This is a genomic window from Dongia deserti (assembly GCF_003574735.1).
GTDB lineage: Bacteria > Pseudomonadota > Alphaproteobacteria > Dongiales > Dongiaceae > Dongia_A > Dongia_A deserti.
In genome coordinates, this window is record NZ_QORW01000002.1 from 258,313 (window position 1) to 275,952 (window position 17,640).

Below are 17,640 nucleotides of genomic sequence, written 5' to 3' on the forward strand. Positions count from 1 at the left end.
AGCCCAGCGGCCCGGCCGCTTCAATCGCCGTGATTCAGGCTATTGCAGGGGCGTTTCGCCGAAGCGAGCCCAGAGCTTGGGATAGCGTTTCGCCAGATACGCTTGGTCCTCCTGGAACGATTCGCCAGAGGGCTCCGCCGCCGCCAGCGCGCCGGTATAGGGGAACCGACCTTGCGGGTCTGTCAGGGGCTCGATGCCGGTCTTTTCCGCCCAAACCTGTCCCGCGACGTAGGCAAATTCTTCGAATTCGCACACACCGCCTGGATCCGGTGCCAGGATAGCGGCCAGGGAATCGGGGTCGGCAACGACCTTTTCGAAAGTCGCGCGGCCCTTCGAGATCAGCCAGCGCTGAAAATATTCGAACCCGTCATCGCTCGCGCCGCCATGCAGCACGTAGGCCGCTCCCCAAAGGTCCCAGTTGTACGCACGTGCTTGCTCCCGGTGGAAGGCGCGTTCGAACGCTTCGATCTCCGCCGGCGTCAGCGCCCCGAGCACCTGCCGCAACGCCGACAGCTGCCGTTCTGGATCGGCTTCGAACGCAATCGTTCGATCGATGAGCGACCAGAAGCGATCTTCCGTCATCGTGTCCTCGTCTACTGTTTGCGCATTCGCTGGTGTGGTCCCCGACCAGCTCATGAGCAGCAGCATCGCTGCAACCATCAACCTCTGCACGATCCCCTGCCCTGCATCGAGTGTGGCATAGCTCGAACACAAATGAAAACTGGCGCCGCGGTGGTTCCGTGACGCCGGGAGTTTGCCCTAGTCGGTACCGGTGGGCCATCGCCGCCGTGATCTTCGGCGTTTTGAACCCGCCGGTCAGGCCTGCGACGCTTGGCACCCTAGCCGACCGGGTCGCCTAGCAGGTTATTGACCAGTGGCACCTGCTCCAGCGCCCATTTCAGGCGGACGCGTTCGGAGTAGCTGAGCGTTCTTGGATCGACGCGGTTGGAGAGTGGAACGCCCTGCTCGATGTCCGCAAGCTGCTGCAGCAGGATCTGGCGCAGCAGGATCTGATGGGCTTCGAGCAAGCCGTCGACGCAGTCTTCGGTAACATTCGGCCTGCCCCGCAGCGCATCCAGCCTGCTCGCCGTTGCACGATGCGGCAGTCCGTGGCGGAGCGCCAGCACGCGCGCCGCCGAGAATATCGGCATGATGCCATGCCGCTTCAGGTCCATGCGACCATCGTCGTCCACCTTGAATCGGCCGAGCCAACTGATCGGCATTTGCGCCTGCGCGGCGTTCAGAGACATGAGATGCAGAAAGGCGGTTGATCCGGAGGCGGCTTCGATCGCGTCGGCGCGAAGGTCGACGGCGAGCCCCTGTTCACCGTAGACCGGCATCGCATCGAAGAAGATGTCGGCATTCAGGATGTTTTGCGGCCCGGACCTGGTGAGCCAATGCGATACCTGTTGGCGCCACTGGCCCGCGGACTTGCACCAGGCGGCGTTGCCGGCCATCACGCCTCCCTTGCAGAAGGGAACGCCGATCTCGTCAAGCACGGCATTCATACGCTGGCCGAATTTCAGGAGCCACGCCTCCGCGACCAGCTGATCGGCCGCTTCGAAGACGATGGCGTTGTCCTGGTCAAGGGCGAGCAGACTCTCACCGCGACCTCCCGAGCCCAGGACCATGACTGCGAAGCGCAGCGCCGGGGGACTTGGCGATGCAGTCGAGACCTCCCGTTCGGCGATTGCCGCAGCGCGGGCCGTCAACCCGCGAACTTCGCCCGAGATGATCCCGGCAATGTCGCGAGCGTCGACCTCCTCCTGGACTAGCGTGCGCACGGCACCCGCCAGCTTGCGCCACACCAGTGCAAGTTCCTCGATGCTCGCCGCATCTCCCAACGCATCCGCGAAGGCGAGCGCCTCGTCGGCCTGCATGCGAAGAAGGTCACGTTGGGTGATCGCGCCGACCAGGTCGCCTTCAGGCCCCACGACTCCCAGGTGGCGGTACCTTTTGCGGCGCATTCGGCCGAAGGCAACATAGAGAAAGTCGGTCTCGGATACGCATTCGAGGGGAAACGTGGCGATGCCACGCACCGGCTTCACGAAGGCCTCCGCGCCATCGCGATCGATGGCGCGCAGGATATCGCGTTCGGTCACGATGCCGTGGGAAGTCCCGGGATGGTCGCGCGCGATGAAGAGAGAACTCACCTTGCGGCTCGTGAGCAATGCCAGGGCCTCGCGAATGCTCATCGACGGCATGGCAAATTGCGGTGGCGTGGACATCACGTCCTTCGCCCGATTCCGATACGGGTAGCTGTCCGTGCGAACAGCGACAGCCGTGGGCGACGCAGCGTCCTGCCACTGCGCCGCGCCGCCGTTGGGACGTGATGCCGCGAGTTTCCGGCATGCGCCCGCGGCTTCCGCCATGGAGCGGATGGACCGGTCCCGCAAATGCGGCAGAAGCGCGAGAAAGACTTCCGCCGCGAGCCTTGCGTCCGGCAGGGCACGATGCCGATCGACGACGGCAATGCCGAGCCAACTTGCGACTGTTTCCAGAGAATCATTTGGCAGGTCCGGCTGCAGCAATCGCACCAGGTCACGTACGTCGAGGAAGTGCGGCGGGCTCCATGTAAGGCCGGCGCGCTCATGCTCGCGATGCAGCATGGCGAAATCGAAGCTCAAGGCATATCCAAGGATGACGTGCGCGCCGGCAAAATCGCGATAGCGCCGGTAGACATCCGCGAAGCTGTCTGCCGCTTTCACTGCCTCGTCGGTTATTCCGTGAATCGCGGTCGACTCGGGTGGAATCGCTTCGTGGGGATTGATCAGGGACGAGAATTGAAATTCGGGGACGAGCTTGCCGTTCGCAACGCCGACCGCGCCGATTTCAAGAATGCGGCCGCGGCGGACGTCGAGCGAGGTGGTTTCGGTATCGAGAGCGACAGCGGTCAAAGACCGCAGTGGCGTGCCCGCTGTTGCGACCGGATATCTCTGCCTCATGTGCCGCCACATGGGTGATGTTCGGCGGCCCGAAAGACCAGTGCCGGACAGCCGAACCTGCGGCTCGAACCTAACAAGAATCCGGCAGAAGACAAAGCAGCACCGGCACAGGACGACGATAAGTCTGACTCTAGGGCGCCGGTGTGAAGACTTTGTAGATGAATGCGGCCACCTCGCTCTCCAGAGGAAAGGAGAGCATGCCCATGACCGAATAACCGAGCAGCCACGGCATCAGGTAGAATCGCACCATGAAGAAGAACCATGCGACGAAGGCGGGCACCAGCTGCGGAATCAGGAAACCCGGCGTGATCCACCGGAACATGCGGATGATTGGATCGGTCGACCTGACGAAGAAACGCATGAAAAAGAAGCTGGACGTTTCCGGCAGGAAAATGCCCATGGCGGTCCGGCCGATCAGAGTCCACATGACAATCCCAAGGACATAGTCGATCAGGATGACCCACCACGGGAAAATCGCCAGCGCGTCAGCCATGAAATGAGGCCCTCTTCAAGAAGAACAGGGGCGGAAAGCTCCGCCCCTGTTTGTCATTGGAACAGGGATGGATTTCTCCACCCCTGAACGCAACCCGTTTCTTGGTTCAATGCCCGGCGGCCAGGATCGGCTTGCCGGAGGGCACGCGGACCTCGTCCACCATGTCCTGGATCTCTTTCGAGGGTTCCTTGGTGGCAAGGCTGACCACGACCATGGCAACTAGGCTGACCGCCATGCCGACGATGCCGAACCGGATATCGTCGATCCCGAGCCATGGGGTCATGATCTTGTTGTAAACGAGGTAGAGGTACACCGAACCCGCGCCGAAGCCTCCCAGCATCCCGGCGATGGCGCCGGCAGTGTTGGCACGTTTCCACCACACGCCGAGAACCAATGGGAAGAAGAGGCCGGAGGCGGCGAAGTCGAACGCCCAGGCCACCGCGCCCAGGATGCCCGTCAGCTTCAGCGATGCGACGGCCGCACCGCCCGCGCCGATGAACACCAAAATGACGCGGGCAACGATCAGGCGCCTGCGCGTGCTGGCCGACGGATCGACGATCTTGTAGTAGAGATCGTGCGACAACGCGTTTGCGATGGCCAGCAGCAGCCCGTCCGCGGTCGACATGGCCGCCGCGAGACCGCCCGCCGCCACGAGGCCGGAGATGACGAACGGCAAACCGGCGATTTCCGGTGTGGCTAGCACGACGATATCCGGGCGCATGAAGAATTCGTTCAATTGCAGGATACCGTCGCTGTTCTGGTCTGCGACGGCGAGCATGCCGACCGACGACCAGTGCTTGATCCACTCCAGATTGGCAACATCCGCAAACGGCTTGCCGATGATGGAAGTCGCCAGATTCGGGTCGAGCAGTTGCAGCTTCGTCAGCGTCGCGAGAGCGGGCGCCGAGAAGTACAGCAGGAAGATGAAGAACAGCGACCAGCCGACCGAGCGGCGGGCCGAGCGGACCGAGGGGGTCGTGAAGTAGCGCATCAAGATGTGCGGAAGCGATGCGGTGCCCGCCATCATGCAGATCGCCAGAGATACCATGCTCCATGAGCTCATCGCGTCGCCCGGCGCATTCTGCGGCGTCGTAAGAACCGACAAGCCCGCTATGGGCTCGGCGGGGGGATTCAGCCCATACTGCGCCTGCAGTTCGGCGATGCGGAAAACGCCATCGCCGTAGGAGAAGTGGGGAATGATGCCGAAGCCCTGCTTGTTGGACATCCAGATAATCGGCACCAGGTAGGCGATGATCAGCACGATGTACTGCGCGACCTGCGTCCAGGTCACACCTCGCATGCCGCCCAGCATCGAACAGATGAAAATGCCCAGCAATCCAAACCAGACGCCGATCTCGAAGCTGATGCCGAGAGTCTGGGCTGCGATCGTTCCGGTGGCGTTGATTTGCGCGGTCACATACGTGAACGACGCCACCACCAGGACGATGACGGCAATGAAACGAGCGGCGCTGCCGCCGTAGCGCGTGCCGACGAAATCCGGGACCGTGTAGCAGCCGAATTTCCTGAGATAGGGCGCCATCAGCGAGTTGACGAGCACATAGCCGCCAGTCCAGCCGATGATGTATCCGAGATAGGGGTAGCCGCCGAAATAGACGCCGCCCGCCAAGGCCACGAATGAGGCCCCGGACATCCAGTCGGCAGCGGTGGCCATGCCATTGTAGAGGGCGGGCACTTCACGCCCGGCGACGTAGTAGGCATCGACTTCGGCCGTGCGCGAAAGCCAGCCGATGATCGCGTAGATGCCGATCGTGAAAAGCAGGAATCCAATGCCGATCAATTGCGCGCTGGCGCCCAGGCTCTCGAGGATTGCCATCAAGAGGAAAAACGCCAGGAAGCCCAGCGTATACAGGAAGTAGACCTTGCCCAGGTTGTCGATAAACCTGGAACGACGGCCGGACGTTGTGTCAGAAGCCATGTGTTTCCCCCTTACTCGTCGTGGCCGAATTCTTCGTCGATCGCGTCCTGGCGCCAGTTCTGGACCCAGATCAGCACAACGAAAGCGATCAGCGATCCCTGGACACAGAAATAGTATCCCAAGGGAAAACCCAGGAAGGTCATGGAGTTAAGGGCTCCGGCGAACCAAGGGATGATGATCCCAAAGAGCGCCCATAGAGCCAGGATGATGTACGTCAAGTTCCGCGTTTTCGACCAGTGCAACCCGTTCGCTGCTCTTGTGTCTTCCGCCATGTTTATGTTTCCTCCCAAGAATGGGCTCGCGAATAGCCCAACATCCCCTTCTTCTCGTACTTCACATCTTCCCTGATTCGGGTGCAAGGCAAATGGTGCCCAAAAACAGGGCGTCCGTATTAGACTTTGGTAGTGCCCCCCGCCATGATGGTTGGTCAGATGTTCCGTGTTTTTGCCAGCGCCCGAAGGTTATTCAGTCAGGTCGGCATCCTCAGCGATCGGCATGTGGGCAGGATTTGCACGGTCCCTGACTTGTGTGAATTTGCGGCGACTCGAGCCGCCTTTGTCTCGCAGAAGACACTCTACGGTTACGTCCAGACCCGCATGGGAATGGAGTATTCTAAGGGGTTTCAGGAAGAAGCGTTCGCGAAATCGCTGAACATTGCGAAGATGCACGTGTTTGCGGCCTGCCTGTCGGACCTCGTGATCTACACGGTGGCCGAGGCGCTGGCTGGCGCCCGATTCGACGACGAGACCCGCGGCGCCGTCGCGCGGCACTGCTTTCGATCCACGATCGACGAGAACGTGGAATTCGCTCCCACCCCGCATTGGGCCTCGGATGCCATAGAGGAGTTCGACGCACGGTTGGCGGATACGATTTGGAACGCCGGCGCGCTGATGCCGGAGAACTTCACGCGCAGCCCGCTTGCTCTTGTCCGATGGGCGCCGATCGCTCCGGAGCTCAAGCGCCACGACACTGAAATTGTCGAGAACTCCATCAAGTTCACCTGGCTCGGCGTGCGCGAGGACTTCCGGCGACGGCTTGATCGGGATGCAATCGCTGGTAACGTCACTCGGTGACCGTCCCGATTGCTCCCGGCGAAACGTGCGCGAACCAACCCTGCGTGCGTGATCCGGAGCGCAATGCAGTGGAGCTGCATCGGCGCACCTCACCTCAGTGGCGCTCAACGAGTGTTGGCGAACTCTTGGAACAAGCTCGGGGCACTCTTGCTTGATCTGGCTGATTGGTCCGATGCTTATGACCACTCCGGCGGCGCTCGCGACGCTGGGTTAGTCGCGCGTGGAGGCCTCCGGTGCAGGAACTCGAAGCGCTTGCCGTCCTTTCCATCCGCCGCGCCTGCGGCTTCGGCGCCCTCGCGATCGCCACCTTGATGCTCGGCCTTTCATACGCGCCCGGGGTCGCCTTCGGGACCGGCGCGGTCTGCTGCCTCCTGATGGCGCTGATCCTGTACTGGAAAGGCGATCACGCGCTGCGGCAGGACCACCGCAAGACTGAGCTGTGGTTGATGCTCGCCGAAGGCCACCGGCCACCCCCCGATGTGGCGGCGGTCATCGTTCCCCGAATCCTGCGCCGCACCTACCTTGAGCATTGCCGCCTGGCGCTCACCGCTTCCGGCGGGCTCGCTATACCCGCCTTGGGCCTCCATCTTGTGGGTTGAGAGGCGCGAGCGTCCGCCCACTTTGTGACAGCGCACACTGGCCCCAGCCTTGCTTCCGCCCTGCCAAAGGTGCGATTCTTCTGCAATGTCGCCGGCGAGGGGAGGCTGGCGCGTTCCCCGCTGCGGGGAATCGGGAGGGGCCTGTTTCGTGTTGGATCGATTGCACGGCTTAGTTTCCTATGAGACGTCCAGGCGGGCGGCTCGCTGTAGCGGGCCCTTGCACCGCGCCGCGCTGGCGAGTTGATCCGGCATGGCCGAACTGAATCCCATAGAGGTCCCGGTTAACGACGGGCTGGCCGATCCCCTGGAGTTTGCGGCCGCCCTCAGCCGCTCCTTCGCCCAGACCCAGGATATCGACAACACCGTCCGCGAAGCCCTCGCGCAGATCGTGAAGCTGTCGCGGGTGGAGGCCGGCGCCATCTTCCTGCTGGATGATGCGCGCGCGAACCTGATCTGCCGCGCCTCGGTCGGACCGGTCGACGTCACGGGCCTCTCGGTCCCGAACGGCAGCGGCATCGTCGGTCGCGCCGTCACCGAGGATCAGATCCAGATCGTGGAGCAGGCCTATCAGGACCAGGCCTTCTTCGCCGAGGCGGACCGCAAGACCGGCTTCGTCACCCGCTCGATCCTCGCCGCGCCGATGAGCGTCGGGCAGACCGTGATCGGCGCCGTCGAGGTGCTCAACAAGCAGAACGGCAAGCCCTTCAATGCCGAGGATCAGAACCTTCTGCGCGTCATGGCGGCCTCCTCCGCGCTCGCCATCTCGAACGCGCGCATGGCCGACCGCCTGGTGGCGCAGGAGCGCCTGCAGCGCGAGGTGGAGCTGGCGGCGGAGATCCAACGCCATCTCCTGCCGGCCGAGGAGGATGAAGCCTCGCCGATCTGCGGACTGGTGCGGCCGATCCAGGAGGTGTCCGGCGACTTCTACGATCACTTCGAGCTGCCGGACGGCACAATCGCGTTCGCCATCGGCGACGTTTCGGGCAAGGGACTCAATGCTTCGCTGCTGATGTCGCAGACGGCGAGCCTGTTCCGCTGCCTCGGCAAGACGGTGCGCGATCCGGCGCGCCTGATGTCGATCCTCAATCGCGAAATCTGCGACACCGTCAGCCGCGGCATGTTCGTGACCATGGTCGCCGGGCTCTACGAGCCGGCGACCGGGCACCTGCGCTTCGCCAATGCCGGCCACATCCCGCCGCTGCTGCGCCGGCCCAACCAGCGGTCGGTCGAGCTGCCGGCTGATTCGCCGCCGCTCGGCATCTTGCCGGGCTCGAAATACGAGACCGAGGAAGTGGACCTCAACGGCGCGCAATTCATCCTGTGCACCGACGGGGTCACCGAGTTCCGCTTCGGCGACGAGGAGCTCGGGACCGAAGGCCTGGACATGCTGATTGATACGGCCCGGGGCAAGCCGATCGGGCAGCGTCTCAACGCGGTGGTCGAGGAGCTGCAGCGGGCCGGCTGGCGCTCGCGGGACGATCTGACCCTGCTCGCCATCGACGATGGGATGGCGGCGCGCTCCATCGAGCAGCGCGCCGAGGCCGAGCGCGCCAATCCGGATTCCAGCGACTTCCTGTTCGGCCTCAGCTTTCCTGCCGACCCCAAGCGGCTGAGGCTGGTCCGGCCCGCCATCCGAGCTGCTGCCGAAGCCTGTGGCTTTGACGAAAACGAAACGGAAGACGTGCTATTGGCCGCCGGCGAAGCGATCGAGAACATCATCATCCATGCCTATGGCAACCGGCGGGGCGAGATCGCGCTGGCGATCCATCGTATGCCGGATGGCCTAATGCTGCGGATTCGGGATTTTGCGCCGACGGTCGATCCGGCTAAGATACAGCCGCGGAAACTCGAGGATGTCCGTCCGGGGGGACTTGGGACGCATTTCATTCGCGCTGTCATGGACGATGCCAGCTTCATCCCCCTGCCGGATGGAGAGGGCAACCTCTTGGAATTGATCAAACGCAAGAGGTAGAGCATGGCTGTCGCAAGCATCACCGAGCAATCCGGCCGCACCGTCGTCGCCCTCTCCGGCGAAATCGACATGGAAGAGGCGCCCAAGGTCCGCCGTGCGCTGCTCGACAGCATGAAGCAGAAGCGCGACATCCTGGTGGATTTGAGCCAGGTGACCTATATCGACTCTTCCGGCATCGCCAGCCTGATTGAAGGGCTGCAGGCGGCGCGCAAACAGAAGAACGACCTAGCCCTCGTCTCGGTCAGCCAGCGCGCGCGCCGCGTGCTAGAGTTGGCGCGCCTCGACAAGGTCTTCACCATTCATGCCGACCTGGCGACGGCCCTCGCCACAGCCAAGAGCTAGAGTTCGATCATGGCCGCCGTCCTGAAAGTGTTCGAAGCGATCGGCCGGCGCACGGCCAAGGGCTTTGACGAATGGGGATTCGGCGCGGCGCTGCTGGCGGAATCGGTCATGTGGGTGTTCGTCGGCCGGTACTATCGCCAGCCGGTACGCTTCAGCCATACCTTTGCGGAGATGATGCGCTTCGGCATCGCCGCCTTGCCGATTGCGATTCTCCTGTCTGCCACCATCGGCCTGATGCTGGCGATCCAGAGCCTTTATTCTCTCGGTCTGTTCGGCGCGCAGAACTTCGCGTATATCGGCATCGCGCTCTCCGTGACGCGCGAGTTCTCGCCGCTCATCATGGGCATCCTGATCGCGGGCCGGTCCGGCTCCGCCATCGCCGCGCGGCTCGCCACCATGACCATCAATCAGGAGGTCGATGCGCTGCAGGTGATGGGCATCAACCCCGTGCGCTTCCTGGTAGCGCCGATGCTGATCGCCCTGGTTATCATGCTGCCGTGCCTGGCCATGCTGGCCAACCTCGTGTCGATCGGCGCGGCGGCCCTCTACGTTTCAGCCAGCCTGGACACCTCGCTCGGCTCCTACATCTACAACACGCTGCAGATCCTGAAGACGGACGATGTCTGGCACGGCATTATCAAGTCGTCGTTCTTCGGCCTGCTCATCGGCCTCATCGGCGTCATGAATGGCGCCGGCGTCAGCGGCGGCGCGGAAGGCGTCGGGCGCGTCACCACCCGCTCGGTCGTGCAGGCGATCACGGCGATCGTGGTGTCCGACATGGTCATCGGCTATCTGAGTACGCACTGATGGCCGTCGCAGCCGCCGAGCCGGAGACCATCTGGAAGCCCACGGTCGAGGAGCTGGCAAGCCGCCCCATCGTGATCGAGGTGGATCACCTCGACTGGTCGTTCGGTGCGCGCCAGGTGCTGTTCAATGTCTCCATGAAGGTCCATGAGGGCGAGATCATGGTCATCATGGGCGGCAGCGGCTCCGGCAAGACCACGCTGTTGCGCCACCTGGTGGGCCTGATGCCGCCGGTGGCGAACAAGGTCAAGCTGCTGGGCCAGGACATCGGCAGCCTCAAGGCGCTGGAGAAATTGGAGCTGCGGCGCAAGATCGGCGTCGCTTTCCAGTTCGGCGCCTTGTTCAGCTCCATGAACGTGGCCGAGAACGTGAAGCTGCCGCTGCGCGAGTTGGCTCATCTCGACGAAAAGACCATGGACATCATGGCGCGCCTGAAGCTCGAGGTCGTGAACATGTCGGGCTTCGGACATCTGATGCCTGCTGAGCTCTCCGGCGGCATGGTGAAGCGCGCCTCGATCGCGCGCGCAATCGTCATGGATCCGAAGCTCCTGTTCCTCGACGAGCCCTCGTCTGGACTCGATCCGGTGGTTTCATCGGCGCTCGACGATCTCATCCTGCGTTTACGCGAAGCGATGGGGATTTCCGTGGTGGTGGTCACCCATGATGTCGAGAGCGCCTTCAAGATCGGCGATCGCATCACCGTGCTGGATCGCGGCCACATCCTGGCCTGCGAGCCACCGGATCAGATTCGCGTCAATTCGAACGAGCGCGTGCAGAACCTGATCAATCGCAGGTCGGAGCATGTGGAAGTTGATCCTGAGGAATATCTGCGCCGGTTGGCTGGAGATTAGGCCGGGATCAGGGGCTGAGGGGAAAGTCGCTTATGCGAAGTCATTTCATTAATTATACGACCGTCGGCGTGTTCGTCGCGGCCATGATCGTCGCGCTGCTGTGGGCGCTGACGCAGATTTCCGGGCGCACCGGTCCCAGTGACACCTACGGGATCGTCATGGATAGCGTGACCGACATCGACTACGGGACGCTCGTCCGCTACGAGGGCTACAAGATCGGCCAGGTCGAACGTATCGAGCCGGAATGGGTCGATGGCAAATACCGCTTCCGGGTCATCGTATCCGTGCAGAAGGATTGGAAGTTCCCTTCCGATTCGGTGGCGCGCATCTCCGCCTCCAGTTTCCTCGCCGCCAAGACGGTGGAAGTGTTCGGCGGCAAGTCGACGCAGCTGGTCGCAGTCGGGGGCGAGATCATGAGCGGCCCGCCGGCCGACGCCTTCTCCCTCATGGCTCAGGTGGCGGGACAGGTCGGCGATCTGTCCGAGACATCGCTGAAGCCGCTGATCGCCAACGTGAACGACATCATCAGCCGCATCGGCAACAACACCGATGCCAATCTCAACGAGCTGTTCGCCAGCCTGCAGGCCATCGCCGCCGACGTGCAGAACAAGGCGCCCAAGATCACCAACGACCTCTCGACCTTCACCACCCAGATGAACGCGACCTTGCTGCAGGCGGACAAGTTCCTGGACGATCAGAACCTGCAATCGGTGCGCAGCATCCTGGCGAACACGGAGAAGGCGACGAAGGATGCCAGCGTCGCCGCGGCCGAGGTGAAGGCGCTGGGCCAGAAGCTCCAGCAGCTCGCCGATCAGGTGAATGGGATGATCAGCGGCAACCGCAAGAACGTCGACAAATCCCTTGCCAACCTGGAATACATCCTGCGTTCTGTTGCGCAGAACATCGATTCGATCACGCGCAACATCGACGGGACGGCCCGCAACATGAGCGAGTTCAGCCGATTGATCCGACAGAACCCGGGCCTGCTGCTCAACGGCGGCTCGCCGGAGGCCGATCGCGGCCTGACTCCGGCATCGGGGCAGTGATCATGCGTCAGGTCCGACCGCTCATCCTGCTGCCGATCCTCGCTGTCCTTTCCGGCTGCTTCGGCTCCGCGCCGCCGGTGCCGAAAGAACAGTATTTCCGCCTGGTCGCCGAAGCGCCCGCCCAGCCGGCATCCAAAAAGATTCCCGGCGGCATCGAAATCATTCCGTTCGCCGGCGAAGGCGTGATGTCCGAGCGCCCGCTGCTCTTCACCGCCGATGGCGGCCGCAAGCTGGAGCAGCGCAACTACGCCTATTGGACCTCGGCTCCACCGCAGATGCTGCGCGATCAGCTGGTCGCCTATCTGCGTCAGGCCGATGTGTCCGATCGCATCGTGCCGAGCGAGCTCCGCGTCGAAAGCGCCTATGCCGTGCGCGGCACCATCAAGCGGCTGGAGCAGCTGGTCGGCAGCAGCACGGGAGCCGTCATCTCGCTTGAGCTCGCGGTGCTCGAGAACAGCAGCGACCGGCTGGTCCTGAGCAAGGTCTACACCGCCCAGAAGCCCACCCCAGGGCAGAACATAGACGATGCGGTGGCGGCGCTGAACGACGGCATGGACGAGATCTTCGCCGCCTTCGCCGGCGATCTTGCCTCGGCGAAGTTCTGATGTTTCTAGATTAGGCGAGCGCGCGGGTCCGGGTCGCGTCGAACGGATGATCGATCATCTGCTCCGCGCATTTCACAAAGCGCAGCGTGTTCGGCAAGTCGGCATGCACGTCGAAGGCCGCTTCGTCGACCCAACGCGCGTGGATCCAGAACAGCCGCGGAAACCGGGCAAAGAAGAGCGTCATGGCGGCCCAGAAGGCTCACGTTGGCGCTACTCGCGGACAAACAGTGTCCGCAGTAGCTACGGCGTCCCCAGTTCCTCGGTGATGAAGGCGATGAACGCCTCGCAACCCGGCGTCAGGTGTTCTTCCCGCACGTGGAGGGCGATCTCCGATTGAGGCAGGCTGGGCAAGCCATCCTGTTCGCCGAGTTGCCGCATGGATCGCTCCAGGCACGTGCTCTCGATCGCGGCGATCCCCAGTCCGCTCTGAACGGCGGCAAGCATCCCGGCTGTTGACGTGCTCTCGTAAACGATCTCCCAGCCGATGCCGGCGCGATCCAGCGCGGTCAGAGAGGCGCGACGGATACTGCAGAAGGACGGCAAGGTGGCGACCGGCAGCGCCCGATCCAGCCGCAGCGCGAAATCCGGCGCAGCCACCCATATCATCTGGTCGCGATAGAGCAGTTCGCCGCCATCGAAGATCTGGCCACGTGCGACGATCGCCACGTCCAACTCGCCGCGATCGAAGGCCGGCCGCAGATCGGCGCTGAGCCCGGTACGCAGTTCCATCTTCACGCCGGGTTGCAAGCGGGCGAACCGCCCGAGGGCATTGGGCATCAGGCGCGGAATGGCGTAGTCGGCAATGCCAAGCCGCAGGCGCCCCTCGGCCGAGGTGCCCCGGATACGTCCGACCGCCTCGTCGTTGAGATCGATCATGCGCCTTGCATAGCCGAGGAAGAGTTCGCCTGCCTCGGTCAGGGTGACGGAGCGGCTGGTGCGGTCGAGGAGTCGCCGGCCGAGCCTCTCCTCCAGATTGCGGATCCGCACGCTGATGCCGGACTGGGTGAGGCCGATCAGCGTCCCGGCGGCCGTGAAGCCGCGCGTCTCGGCCACCGCCACAAAGCACCGGAGCAGGTCGGAATCGAGGTCTATGCGAGCCATCGAGCCATGATGATCAATCATGGATCACATATCAATAATTCGTTTCTGTAATCTATGGGCACAACCGATCTTGTCTCCTGAGAGCCATTGGAGACTGTCCATGGAACAGGAACATTCCCTCGTGCGACACGGAGCTAGGCTAAGCACCGATCAACTCGATGCCTATATTGCGTGGGCCAAGGCCGAGCGTGCGCGCGCCATCGCCGCGTTTTTTGCGAGCCTTGGCACATGGCTCGCACGCGGCTTGCGCCGGCGTAGGGGTCCTGCGCAGGTCCACAGCGACGCAAATCGCCACGCGGCTGCACGCTAAGTCCGTCAGGTCTTCCGAAGCTCGTTGCGATCTTGATTTGCAGGACGGGGATCGCTGGCTGGGGCGCCAGGATTCGAACCTGGGATGGCGGGACCAAAACCCGCTGCCTTACCGCTTGGCTACGCCCCAGCAGGCCCTGAAAAAGACACGGCTGGCTGCGCCGCCGCCGGGCGGCGCAAACATAGGGAAGCGACCCCTCCTTTGCAACTAAGCTTTCCGCTCAAGAAGCGGCACGGTCGCCCTGGCCGGAGCGGCGGGCGGCCACGAATCGCCACGCCAGGAAGCCCGCCATCAGCGCGAACCCGACGGCGTCGGCCATCAGGTTGGGGAAGATGAGGGACGCGGCCGCCGCCGCGGCCAGAACGCGCTCCACCGTGGCAACGCGGCCATTGGCGTAGCCGAAGGCGGCGACACCCCACAAGCCCACCGCCAACGTCGCTTTCGCCGTCACATAGCCCGCATCGAGCCAATAGGCGGGACCCTCGAGCCCCGGCACCGGCTGCAGCAGCAGGACCGGATCAGCCACCGCCAGATAGGGCACGATGAAGGCCGGCAGCGCGATGCGCAGCGCCTGAATGCCGATCTTCAGCCCCGATTCCTTGGCCATCGGCGCGGCGGCAAAGGCGGCCAGCGCGACCGGCGGCGTCAGGTCCGCCATGATGCCGAAATAGAACACGAACATGTGGGAGACGATGAGCGGCACGCCGAGATGCAGCAGGATCGGCGCCGCCAGCGACGAAGTGATGATGTAGTTGGGAATGGTGGGGATGCCCATGCCAAGAATCAGGCTGAAGATCATCACCAGCACCAGGGCGATCGGCAGGTTCTCCCGCCCGATCGATACCACTGCATTGCCGACCAGCGTGCCAAGCCCGGTCAGCGTCATGGTGCCGATGATGATCCCGACCAGCGCGCAGGCGAGGCCGACCGGCAGCGCCTGCCGTGCGCCATCAGCCAGCGCCCAGCGGCAGCCGATCAGGGCTTCGCGCCCCCGCCCGCTTAGCGCCGCGGGAACTATGAGTGCGATGGTCACCAGCGCCACGATCGCAACGCTCAGCGCGACGGAGATCGCGCAGATGAGGCCGAGCGCGATCCAGAACAGCACGCGCAACTGCGCTGTCGGCAGGCCAATTGCGATGGCGAGCCCGAGGATCAGGACGATGGTGAGCGCGAGGGCAACCGCGCCGGAGAACAAAGGCGTGAAGCCAGAGAACAACAGATAGATCAGCGCCAGCAGCGGCAGGATCAGATACCAGTTCGCCTTCACCTCGGCGACGAAGCTAGGCAGTTGCTCCCGCGGCAGCCCTTCGAGGCTGTTCTTGCCCGCCTCAAGATGCACCGACCAGAAGCTGGCGAAGAAATAGAGCGCGGCGGGAATGATCGCGGCGCGCGCGATCTCGACATATTGCACGTCGATGGTCTCCGCCATGATGAAAGCAACGGCGCCCATCACCGGCGGCATGATCTGCCCGCCCATCGACGACGTGGCTTCGACCCCGCCGGCAAAGGCAGGGGTGAAGCCGAAGCGCTTCATCAGCGGAATGGTGAACTGCCCGGAGGCGACCACGTTGGCGACGCCGGATCCGGAGACCGTCCCCATCAGCGCGCTCGAGGCCACGCACACCTTGCCCGGCCCGCCGCGCGCCCGGCCGAACGCCGCCATCGAAATCTCGTTGAAGAAGCGGATGACTCCCGCTCGCTCCATGAAAGAGCCGAACAGGATGAAGAGGAAAATGTAGGTCGCGGAGACCAAGGTCGGCGTGCCGTAGATCCCCTCGGTGCCGATCACCATGTGCTCGATCACCTGCTCGAGGTCATAGCCGCGGTGATCGAGAGGCGCCGGCAGGTAATTGCCGAACAGACAATAGGCCAGGAAGATGCCCGCCATGATCGGTAGCGCCGGCCCCAGCACGCGCCACACCAGCACGAACAAGGTCGCGAGCGCCACAACGCCGACGACCAGATCCTGCGTCAGCAGATCGCCGGAGCGCTGCACCAGGTCATGGTAGGCGTGCCACTGATAGAGCCCGGCGAGGAATCCCACGGCACCCATCAGCCACAGGAACCAGCGGTCCAGGCGCCATCCACCTTTTGCGGTGAGGCTCGCCGACAAGGCGAGCGCGGCGACCAGGCACAGGAAGCCGACATGCATCGTGCGCAATACCTGGCTCGGCAATCCGCCCGCATAGCGCACGAGAATGGCGTAGGTCGCCGCCAATGTGATGAGGGCCAGCAGGCCCTCCAGGATGGCACGCCCCTTCACCGCATCCCATCCCACCTTGATCGCACCCAGCACGAGCGCTGCTCCCGCCAGGCGCGCGAGGTTAATGCCCGGCAGGAAATCGAAATCCCTGTCCAGCGGAATGCCGAAGCCGGTCACCAGCTGGAACGCGGAGAAGGAAACCGCGATCCAGAACAGCAGGCGCCCGCCGATTCCGACCTTGAACAGATCGTCCGTCAGCCCCGCCTCGCCGAAGGACAGGTGGGGCACCGAACCCGACGTTGCCTTGTTGTCCGTGTCCATCGCCATGAGAAGAACGCGGGAGCGTGACGCTCCCGCTACGGCTTACATCACGTTCTTCTCGGTGAAGTATTTCTTCGCACCGGGATGCAGCGGCGCGGGCGACCCCTTCGCCGCCTTCTCCAGCTTGATGCCCTTGGCCGCGGCGTGGGCGGCTTGCAGGTCGGGCAGATTCTCGTAGATCGCCTGAGTGATCTTGTAGACCAGATCCTCCGACAGATCGGCGCGCGTCACCAAGAAGTTGGGCACCGCGACCGTGGCCACGTCTTCGCTCTGGCCTTCATAGGTGTTGGCCGGAATGGTGGCGGCGAAGAACGGCTGGCCCAGCTTTTCGGTGATTTCCGTCGGCACGGCGACCACGACGATGGGCACAGAGGTAGCAAGGTCGCGGATCGATGCGACGCCGAGGCCCGCCGATTGCAACGTGGCGTCGAGCTGCCGGTTCTTCACCAGCTCCACCGATTGTGCGAAGTCGAGATATTCGACCTTGCCCAAATCGTCATAGCTCATGCCGGCTGCGCTGAGGATCGCGCGCGCATTGAGCTCCGTTCCGGATTTCGGCGCGCCGACCGACAGGCGCTTGCCCTTGAGGTCAGCGAGGGTCTTGATGCCGCTTTCCTTGGAGGCAACGATCTGCACGTAGTTGGGATAGATCGCGCCAACCGTTTGTACATTGTCGAGGGGCGCCTTGAATCCCGCATCCGCCGAGCCCGCGACGGCGGCGGCGAGCGAATCGCCGAGCGTGAAAGCGACCTCGCCCTTGCCGGCTTGGATCGAATTGAGATTCTCCACCGAGCCCTTGGTTGCCTGCACCGAAGGCCGCGTGCCCGGCACCTTGTCGGTCAGCACCTTGGAGATTGCGACGCCGAGCGGATAATAGACACCCGAGGTGCCGCCGGTCAGGATGTTCACGAAATCATCAGCGCTGGCAGCGATGGGGGAGAGGACGAGGCCAACGGCGAGAGCGCCGGACATCAGCCGGCGCCGCGACAGATCGAACATTGCTTCCTCCAACTGTCTTCGGTGGGGCGGTTTGACACCG

The 17,640-nt window shown here is 63.5% G+C and carries 18 protein-coding genes and 1 tRNA gene; 9 read left to right on the plus strand and 10 right to left on the minus strand.

Annotated features, from left to right (window positions below):
• Nucleotides 1–39: 39 nt before the first annotated feature.
• From DTX69_RS04220 to DTX69_RS04240, 5 genes are all read right to left on the minus strand, one after another.
• Nucleotides 40–582, minus strand: coding sequence for a DUF4240 domain-containing protein (locus DTX69_RS04220; RefSeq protein WP_162916643.1), 543 nt, complete (start codon nucleotides 580–582; stop codon nucleotides 40–42).
• A 257-nt stretch (nucleotides 583–839) separates the two neighbouring features.
• Nucleotides 840–2,945 carry a DUF294 nucleotidyltransferase-like domain-containing protein gene (locus DTX69_RS04225; protein WP_162916645.1) on the minus strand — a complete coding sequence of 702 codons (2,106 nt, stop codon included), beginning with the start codon at nucleotides 2,943–2,945 and terminating at the stop codon, nucleotides 840–842.
• A 130-nt stretch (nucleotides 2,946–3,075) separates the two neighbouring features.
• The gene (locus tag DTX69_RS04230; protein WP_119300255.1) at nucleotides 3,076–3,438 is read right to left on the minus strand and encodes a hypothetical protein; all 363 of its coding nucleotides are present in this window, start codon (nucleotides 3,436–3,438) and stop codon (nucleotides 3,076–3,078) included.
• A 106-nt stretch (nucleotides 3,439–3,544) separates the two neighbouring features.
• Nucleotides 3,545–5,374 (minus strand): sodium:solute symporter family protein, encoded by a 1,830-nt coding sequence (locus tag DTX69_RS04235; protein ID WP_119300256.1) that lies wholly within the window; start codon nucleotides 5,372–5,374, stop codon nucleotides 3,545–3,547.
• Nucleotides 5,375–5,385: 11 nt separating this feature from the next.
• A complete protein-coding gene (locus DTX69_RS04240) occupies nucleotides 5,386–5,646 on the minus strand; it encodes a DUF4212 domain-containing protein (RefSeq protein ID WP_119300257.1) in 261 nt (86 codons plus the stop codon).
• A 144-nt stretch (nucleotides 5,647–5,790) separates the two neighbouring features.
• Here DTX69_RS04240 and DTX69_RS04245 point away from each other — a divergent pair, with 144 nt between their 5' ends.
• The 8 genes from DTX69_RS04245 to DTX69_RS04280 all read left to right on the plus strand — a co-directional run bounded on the left by DTX69_RS04245 (nucleotide 5,791) and on the right by DTX69_RS04280 (nucleotide 12,666).
• Nucleotides 5,791–6,447 carry a hypothetical protein gene (locus DTX69_RS04245; protein ID WP_119300258.1) on the plus strand — a complete coding sequence of 219 codons (657 nt, stop codon included), beginning with the start codon at nucleotides 5,791–5,793 and terminating at the stop codon, nucleotides 6,445–6,447.
• Nucleotides 6,448–6,680: 233 nt separating this feature from the next.
• A complete protein-coding gene (locus DTX69_RS04250) occupies nucleotides 6,681–7,046 on the plus strand; it encodes a hypothetical protein (protein ID WP_119300259.1) in 366 nt (121 codons plus the stop codon).
• 250 nt (nucleotides 7,047–7,296) lie between these two features.
• Complete coding sequence (locus DTX69_RS04255; RefSeq protein ID WP_119300260.1) at nucleotides 7,297–9,018, plus strand: ATP-binding SpoIIE family protein phosphatase; 1,722 nt, start codon at nucleotides 7,297–7,299, stop codon at nucleotides 9,016–9,018.
• Between the two features lie 3 nt (nucleotides 9,019–9,021).
• Nucleotides 9,022–9,360, plus strand: a complete 339-nt coding sequence (locus DTX69_RS04260) for an STAS domain-containing protein (RefSeq protein ID WP_119300261.1) — start codon at nucleotides 9,022–9,024, stop codon at nucleotides 9,358–9,360.
• A 9-nt stretch (nucleotides 9,361–9,369) separates the two neighbouring features.
• Nucleotides 9,370–10,167, plus strand: a complete 798-nt coding sequence (locus tag DTX69_RS04265; RefSeq protein WP_119300262.1) for an MlaE family ABC transporter permease — start codon at nucleotides 9,370–9,372, stop codon at nucleotides 10,165–10,167.
• Entirely contained in the window at nucleotides 10,167–11,015 is an 849-nt protein-coding gene (locus DTX69_RS04270; RefSeq protein ID WP_119300263.1) for an ABC transporter ATP-binding protein, read from the plus strand. The genes DTX69_RS04265 and DTX69_RS04270 overlap by 1 nt, the downstream gene beginning before the upstream one ends.
• Nucleotides 11,016–11,047: 32 nt before the next feature.
• Nucleotides 11,048–12,061, plus strand: coding sequence for an MlaD family protein (locus DTX69_RS04275; RefSeq protein WP_119300264.1), 1,014 nt, complete (start codon nucleotides 11,048–11,050; stop codon nucleotides 12,059–12,061).
• Nucleotides 12,062–12,063: 2 nt separating this feature from the next.
• Complete coding sequence (locus DTX69_RS04280; RefSeq protein ID WP_119300265.1) at nucleotides 12,064–12,666, plus strand: ABC-type transport auxiliary lipoprotein family protein; 603 nt, start codon at nucleotides 12,064–12,066, stop codon at nucleotides 12,664–12,666.
• A 10-nt stretch (nucleotides 12,667–12,676) separates the two neighbouring features.
• Here DTX69_RS04280 and DTX69_RS29965 read toward each other — a convergent pair whose 3' ends face one another.
• The gene (locus DTX69_RS29965) at nucleotides 12,677–12,850 is read right to left on the minus strand and encodes a hypothetical protein (protein ID WP_162916647.1); all 174 of its coding nucleotides are present in this window, start codon (nucleotides 12,848–12,850) and stop codon (nucleotides 12,677–12,679) included.
• A 56-nt stretch (nucleotides 12,851–12,906) separates the two neighbouring features.
• Nucleotides 12,907–13,788 carry a LysR family transcriptional regulator gene (locus tag DTX69_RS04285; RefSeq protein WP_119300266.1) on the minus strand — a complete coding sequence of 294 codons (882 nt, stop codon included), beginning with the start codon at nucleotides 13,786–13,788 and terminating at the stop codon, nucleotides 12,907–12,909.
• 79 nt (nucleotides 13,789–13,867) lie between these two features.
• On the opposite strand from DTX69_RS04285, the gene DTX69_RS30940 reads away from it, so the two are divergent.
• Nucleotides 13,868–14,077, plus strand: a complete 210-nt coding sequence (locus tag DTX69_RS30940; protein WP_407643970.1) for an RSP_7527 family protein — start codon at nucleotides 13,868–13,870, stop codon at nucleotides 14,075–14,077.
• A gap of 55 nt (nucleotides 14,078–14,132) precedes the next feature.
• Here the strand turns inward: DTX69_RS30940 and DTX69_RS04290 are convergent.
• From DTX69_RS04290 to DTX69_RS04300, 3 genes are all read right to left on the minus strand, one after another.
• A tRNA-Gln gene (locus DTX69_RS04290) sits at nucleotides 14,133–14,206 on the minus strand.
• A 91-nt stretch (nucleotides 14,207–14,297) separates the two neighbouring features.
• Nucleotides 14,298–16,607 (minus strand): TRAP transporter permease, encoded by a 2,310-nt coding sequence (locus DTX69_RS04295; protein ID WP_119300267.1) that lies wholly within the window; start codon nucleotides 16,605–16,607, stop codon nucleotides 14,298–14,300.
• Nucleotides 16,608–16,643: 36 nt separating this feature from the next.
• Nucleotides 16,644–17,600, minus strand: a complete 957-nt coding sequence (locus tag DTX69_RS04300; RefSeq protein WP_119300437.1) for a TAXI family TRAP transporter solute-binding subunit — start codon at nucleotides 17,598–17,600, stop codon at nucleotides 16,644–16,646.
• Between the last annotated feature and the right edge of the window lie 40 nt (nucleotides 17,601–17,640).

Coding starts and splice junctions, on each gene's coding strand:
- DTX69_RS04220 (WP_162916643.1), bottom strand. CDS start 582: ATGACGGAAGATCGCTTCTGGTCGCTCATCGATCGAACGATTGCGTTC.
- DTX69_RS04225 (WP_162916645.1), bottom strand. CDS start 2,945: ATGAGGCAGAGATATCCGGTCGCAACAGCGGGCACGCCACTGCGGTCT.
- DTX69_RS04230 (WP_119300255.1), bottom strand. CDS start 3,438: ATGGCTGACGCGCTGGCGATTTTCCCGTGGTGGGTCATCCTGATCGAC.
- DTX69_RS04235 (WP_119300256.1), bottom strand. CDS start 5,374: ATGGCTTCTGACACAACGTCCGGCCGTCGTTCCAGGTTTATCGACAAC.
- DTX69_RS04240 (WP_119300257.1), bottom strand. CDS start 5,646: ATGGCGGAAGACACAAGAGCAGCGAACGGGTTGCACTGGTCGAAAACG.
- DTX69_RS04245 (WP_119300258.1), top strand. CDS start 5,791: ATGATGGTTGGTCAGATGTTCCGTGTTTTTGCCAGCGCCCGAAGGTTA.
- DTX69_RS04255 (WP_119300260.1), top strand. CDS start 7,297: ATGGCCGAACTGAATCCCATAGAGGTCCCGGTTAACGACGGGCTGGCC.
- DTX69_RS04260 (WP_119300261.1), top strand. CDS start 9,022: ATGGCTGTCGCAAGCATCACCGAGCAATCCGGCCGCACCGTCGTCGCC.
- DTX69_RS04265 (WP_119300262.1), top strand. CDS start 9,370: ATGGCCGCCGTCCTGAAAGTGTTCGAAGCGATCGGCCGGCGCACGGCC.
- DTX69_RS04270 (WP_119300263.1), top strand. CDS start 10,167: ATGGCCGTCGCAGCCGCCGAGCCGGAGACCATCTGGAAGCCCACGGTC.
- DTX69_RS04275 (WP_119300264.1), top strand. CDS start 11,048: ATGCGAAGTCATTTCATTAATTATACGACCGTCGGCGTGTTCGTCGCG.
- DTX69_RS04280 (WP_119300265.1), top strand. CDS start 12,064: ATGCGTCAGGTCCGACCGCTCATCCTGCTGCCGATCCTCGCTGTCCTT.
- DTX69_RS29965 (WP_162916647.1), bottom strand. CDS start 12,850: ATGACGCTCTTCTTTGCCCGGTTTCCGCGGCTGTTCTGGATCCACGCG.
- DTX69_RS04285 (WP_119300266.1), bottom strand. CDS start 13,788: ATGATTGATCATCATGGCTCGATGGCTCGCATAGACCTCGATTCCGAC.
- DTX69_RS30940 (WP_407643970.1), top strand. CDS start 13,868: ATGGAACAGGAACATTCCCTCGTGCGACACGGAGCTAGGCTAAGCACC.
- DTX69_RS04295 (WP_119300267.1), bottom strand. CDS start 16,607: ATGGCGATGGACACGGACAACAAGGCAACGTCGGGTTCGGTGCCCCAC.
- DTX69_RS04300 (WP_119300437.1), bottom strand. CDS start 17,600: ATGTTCGATCTGTCGCGGCGCCGGCTGATGTCCGGCGCTCTCGCCGTT.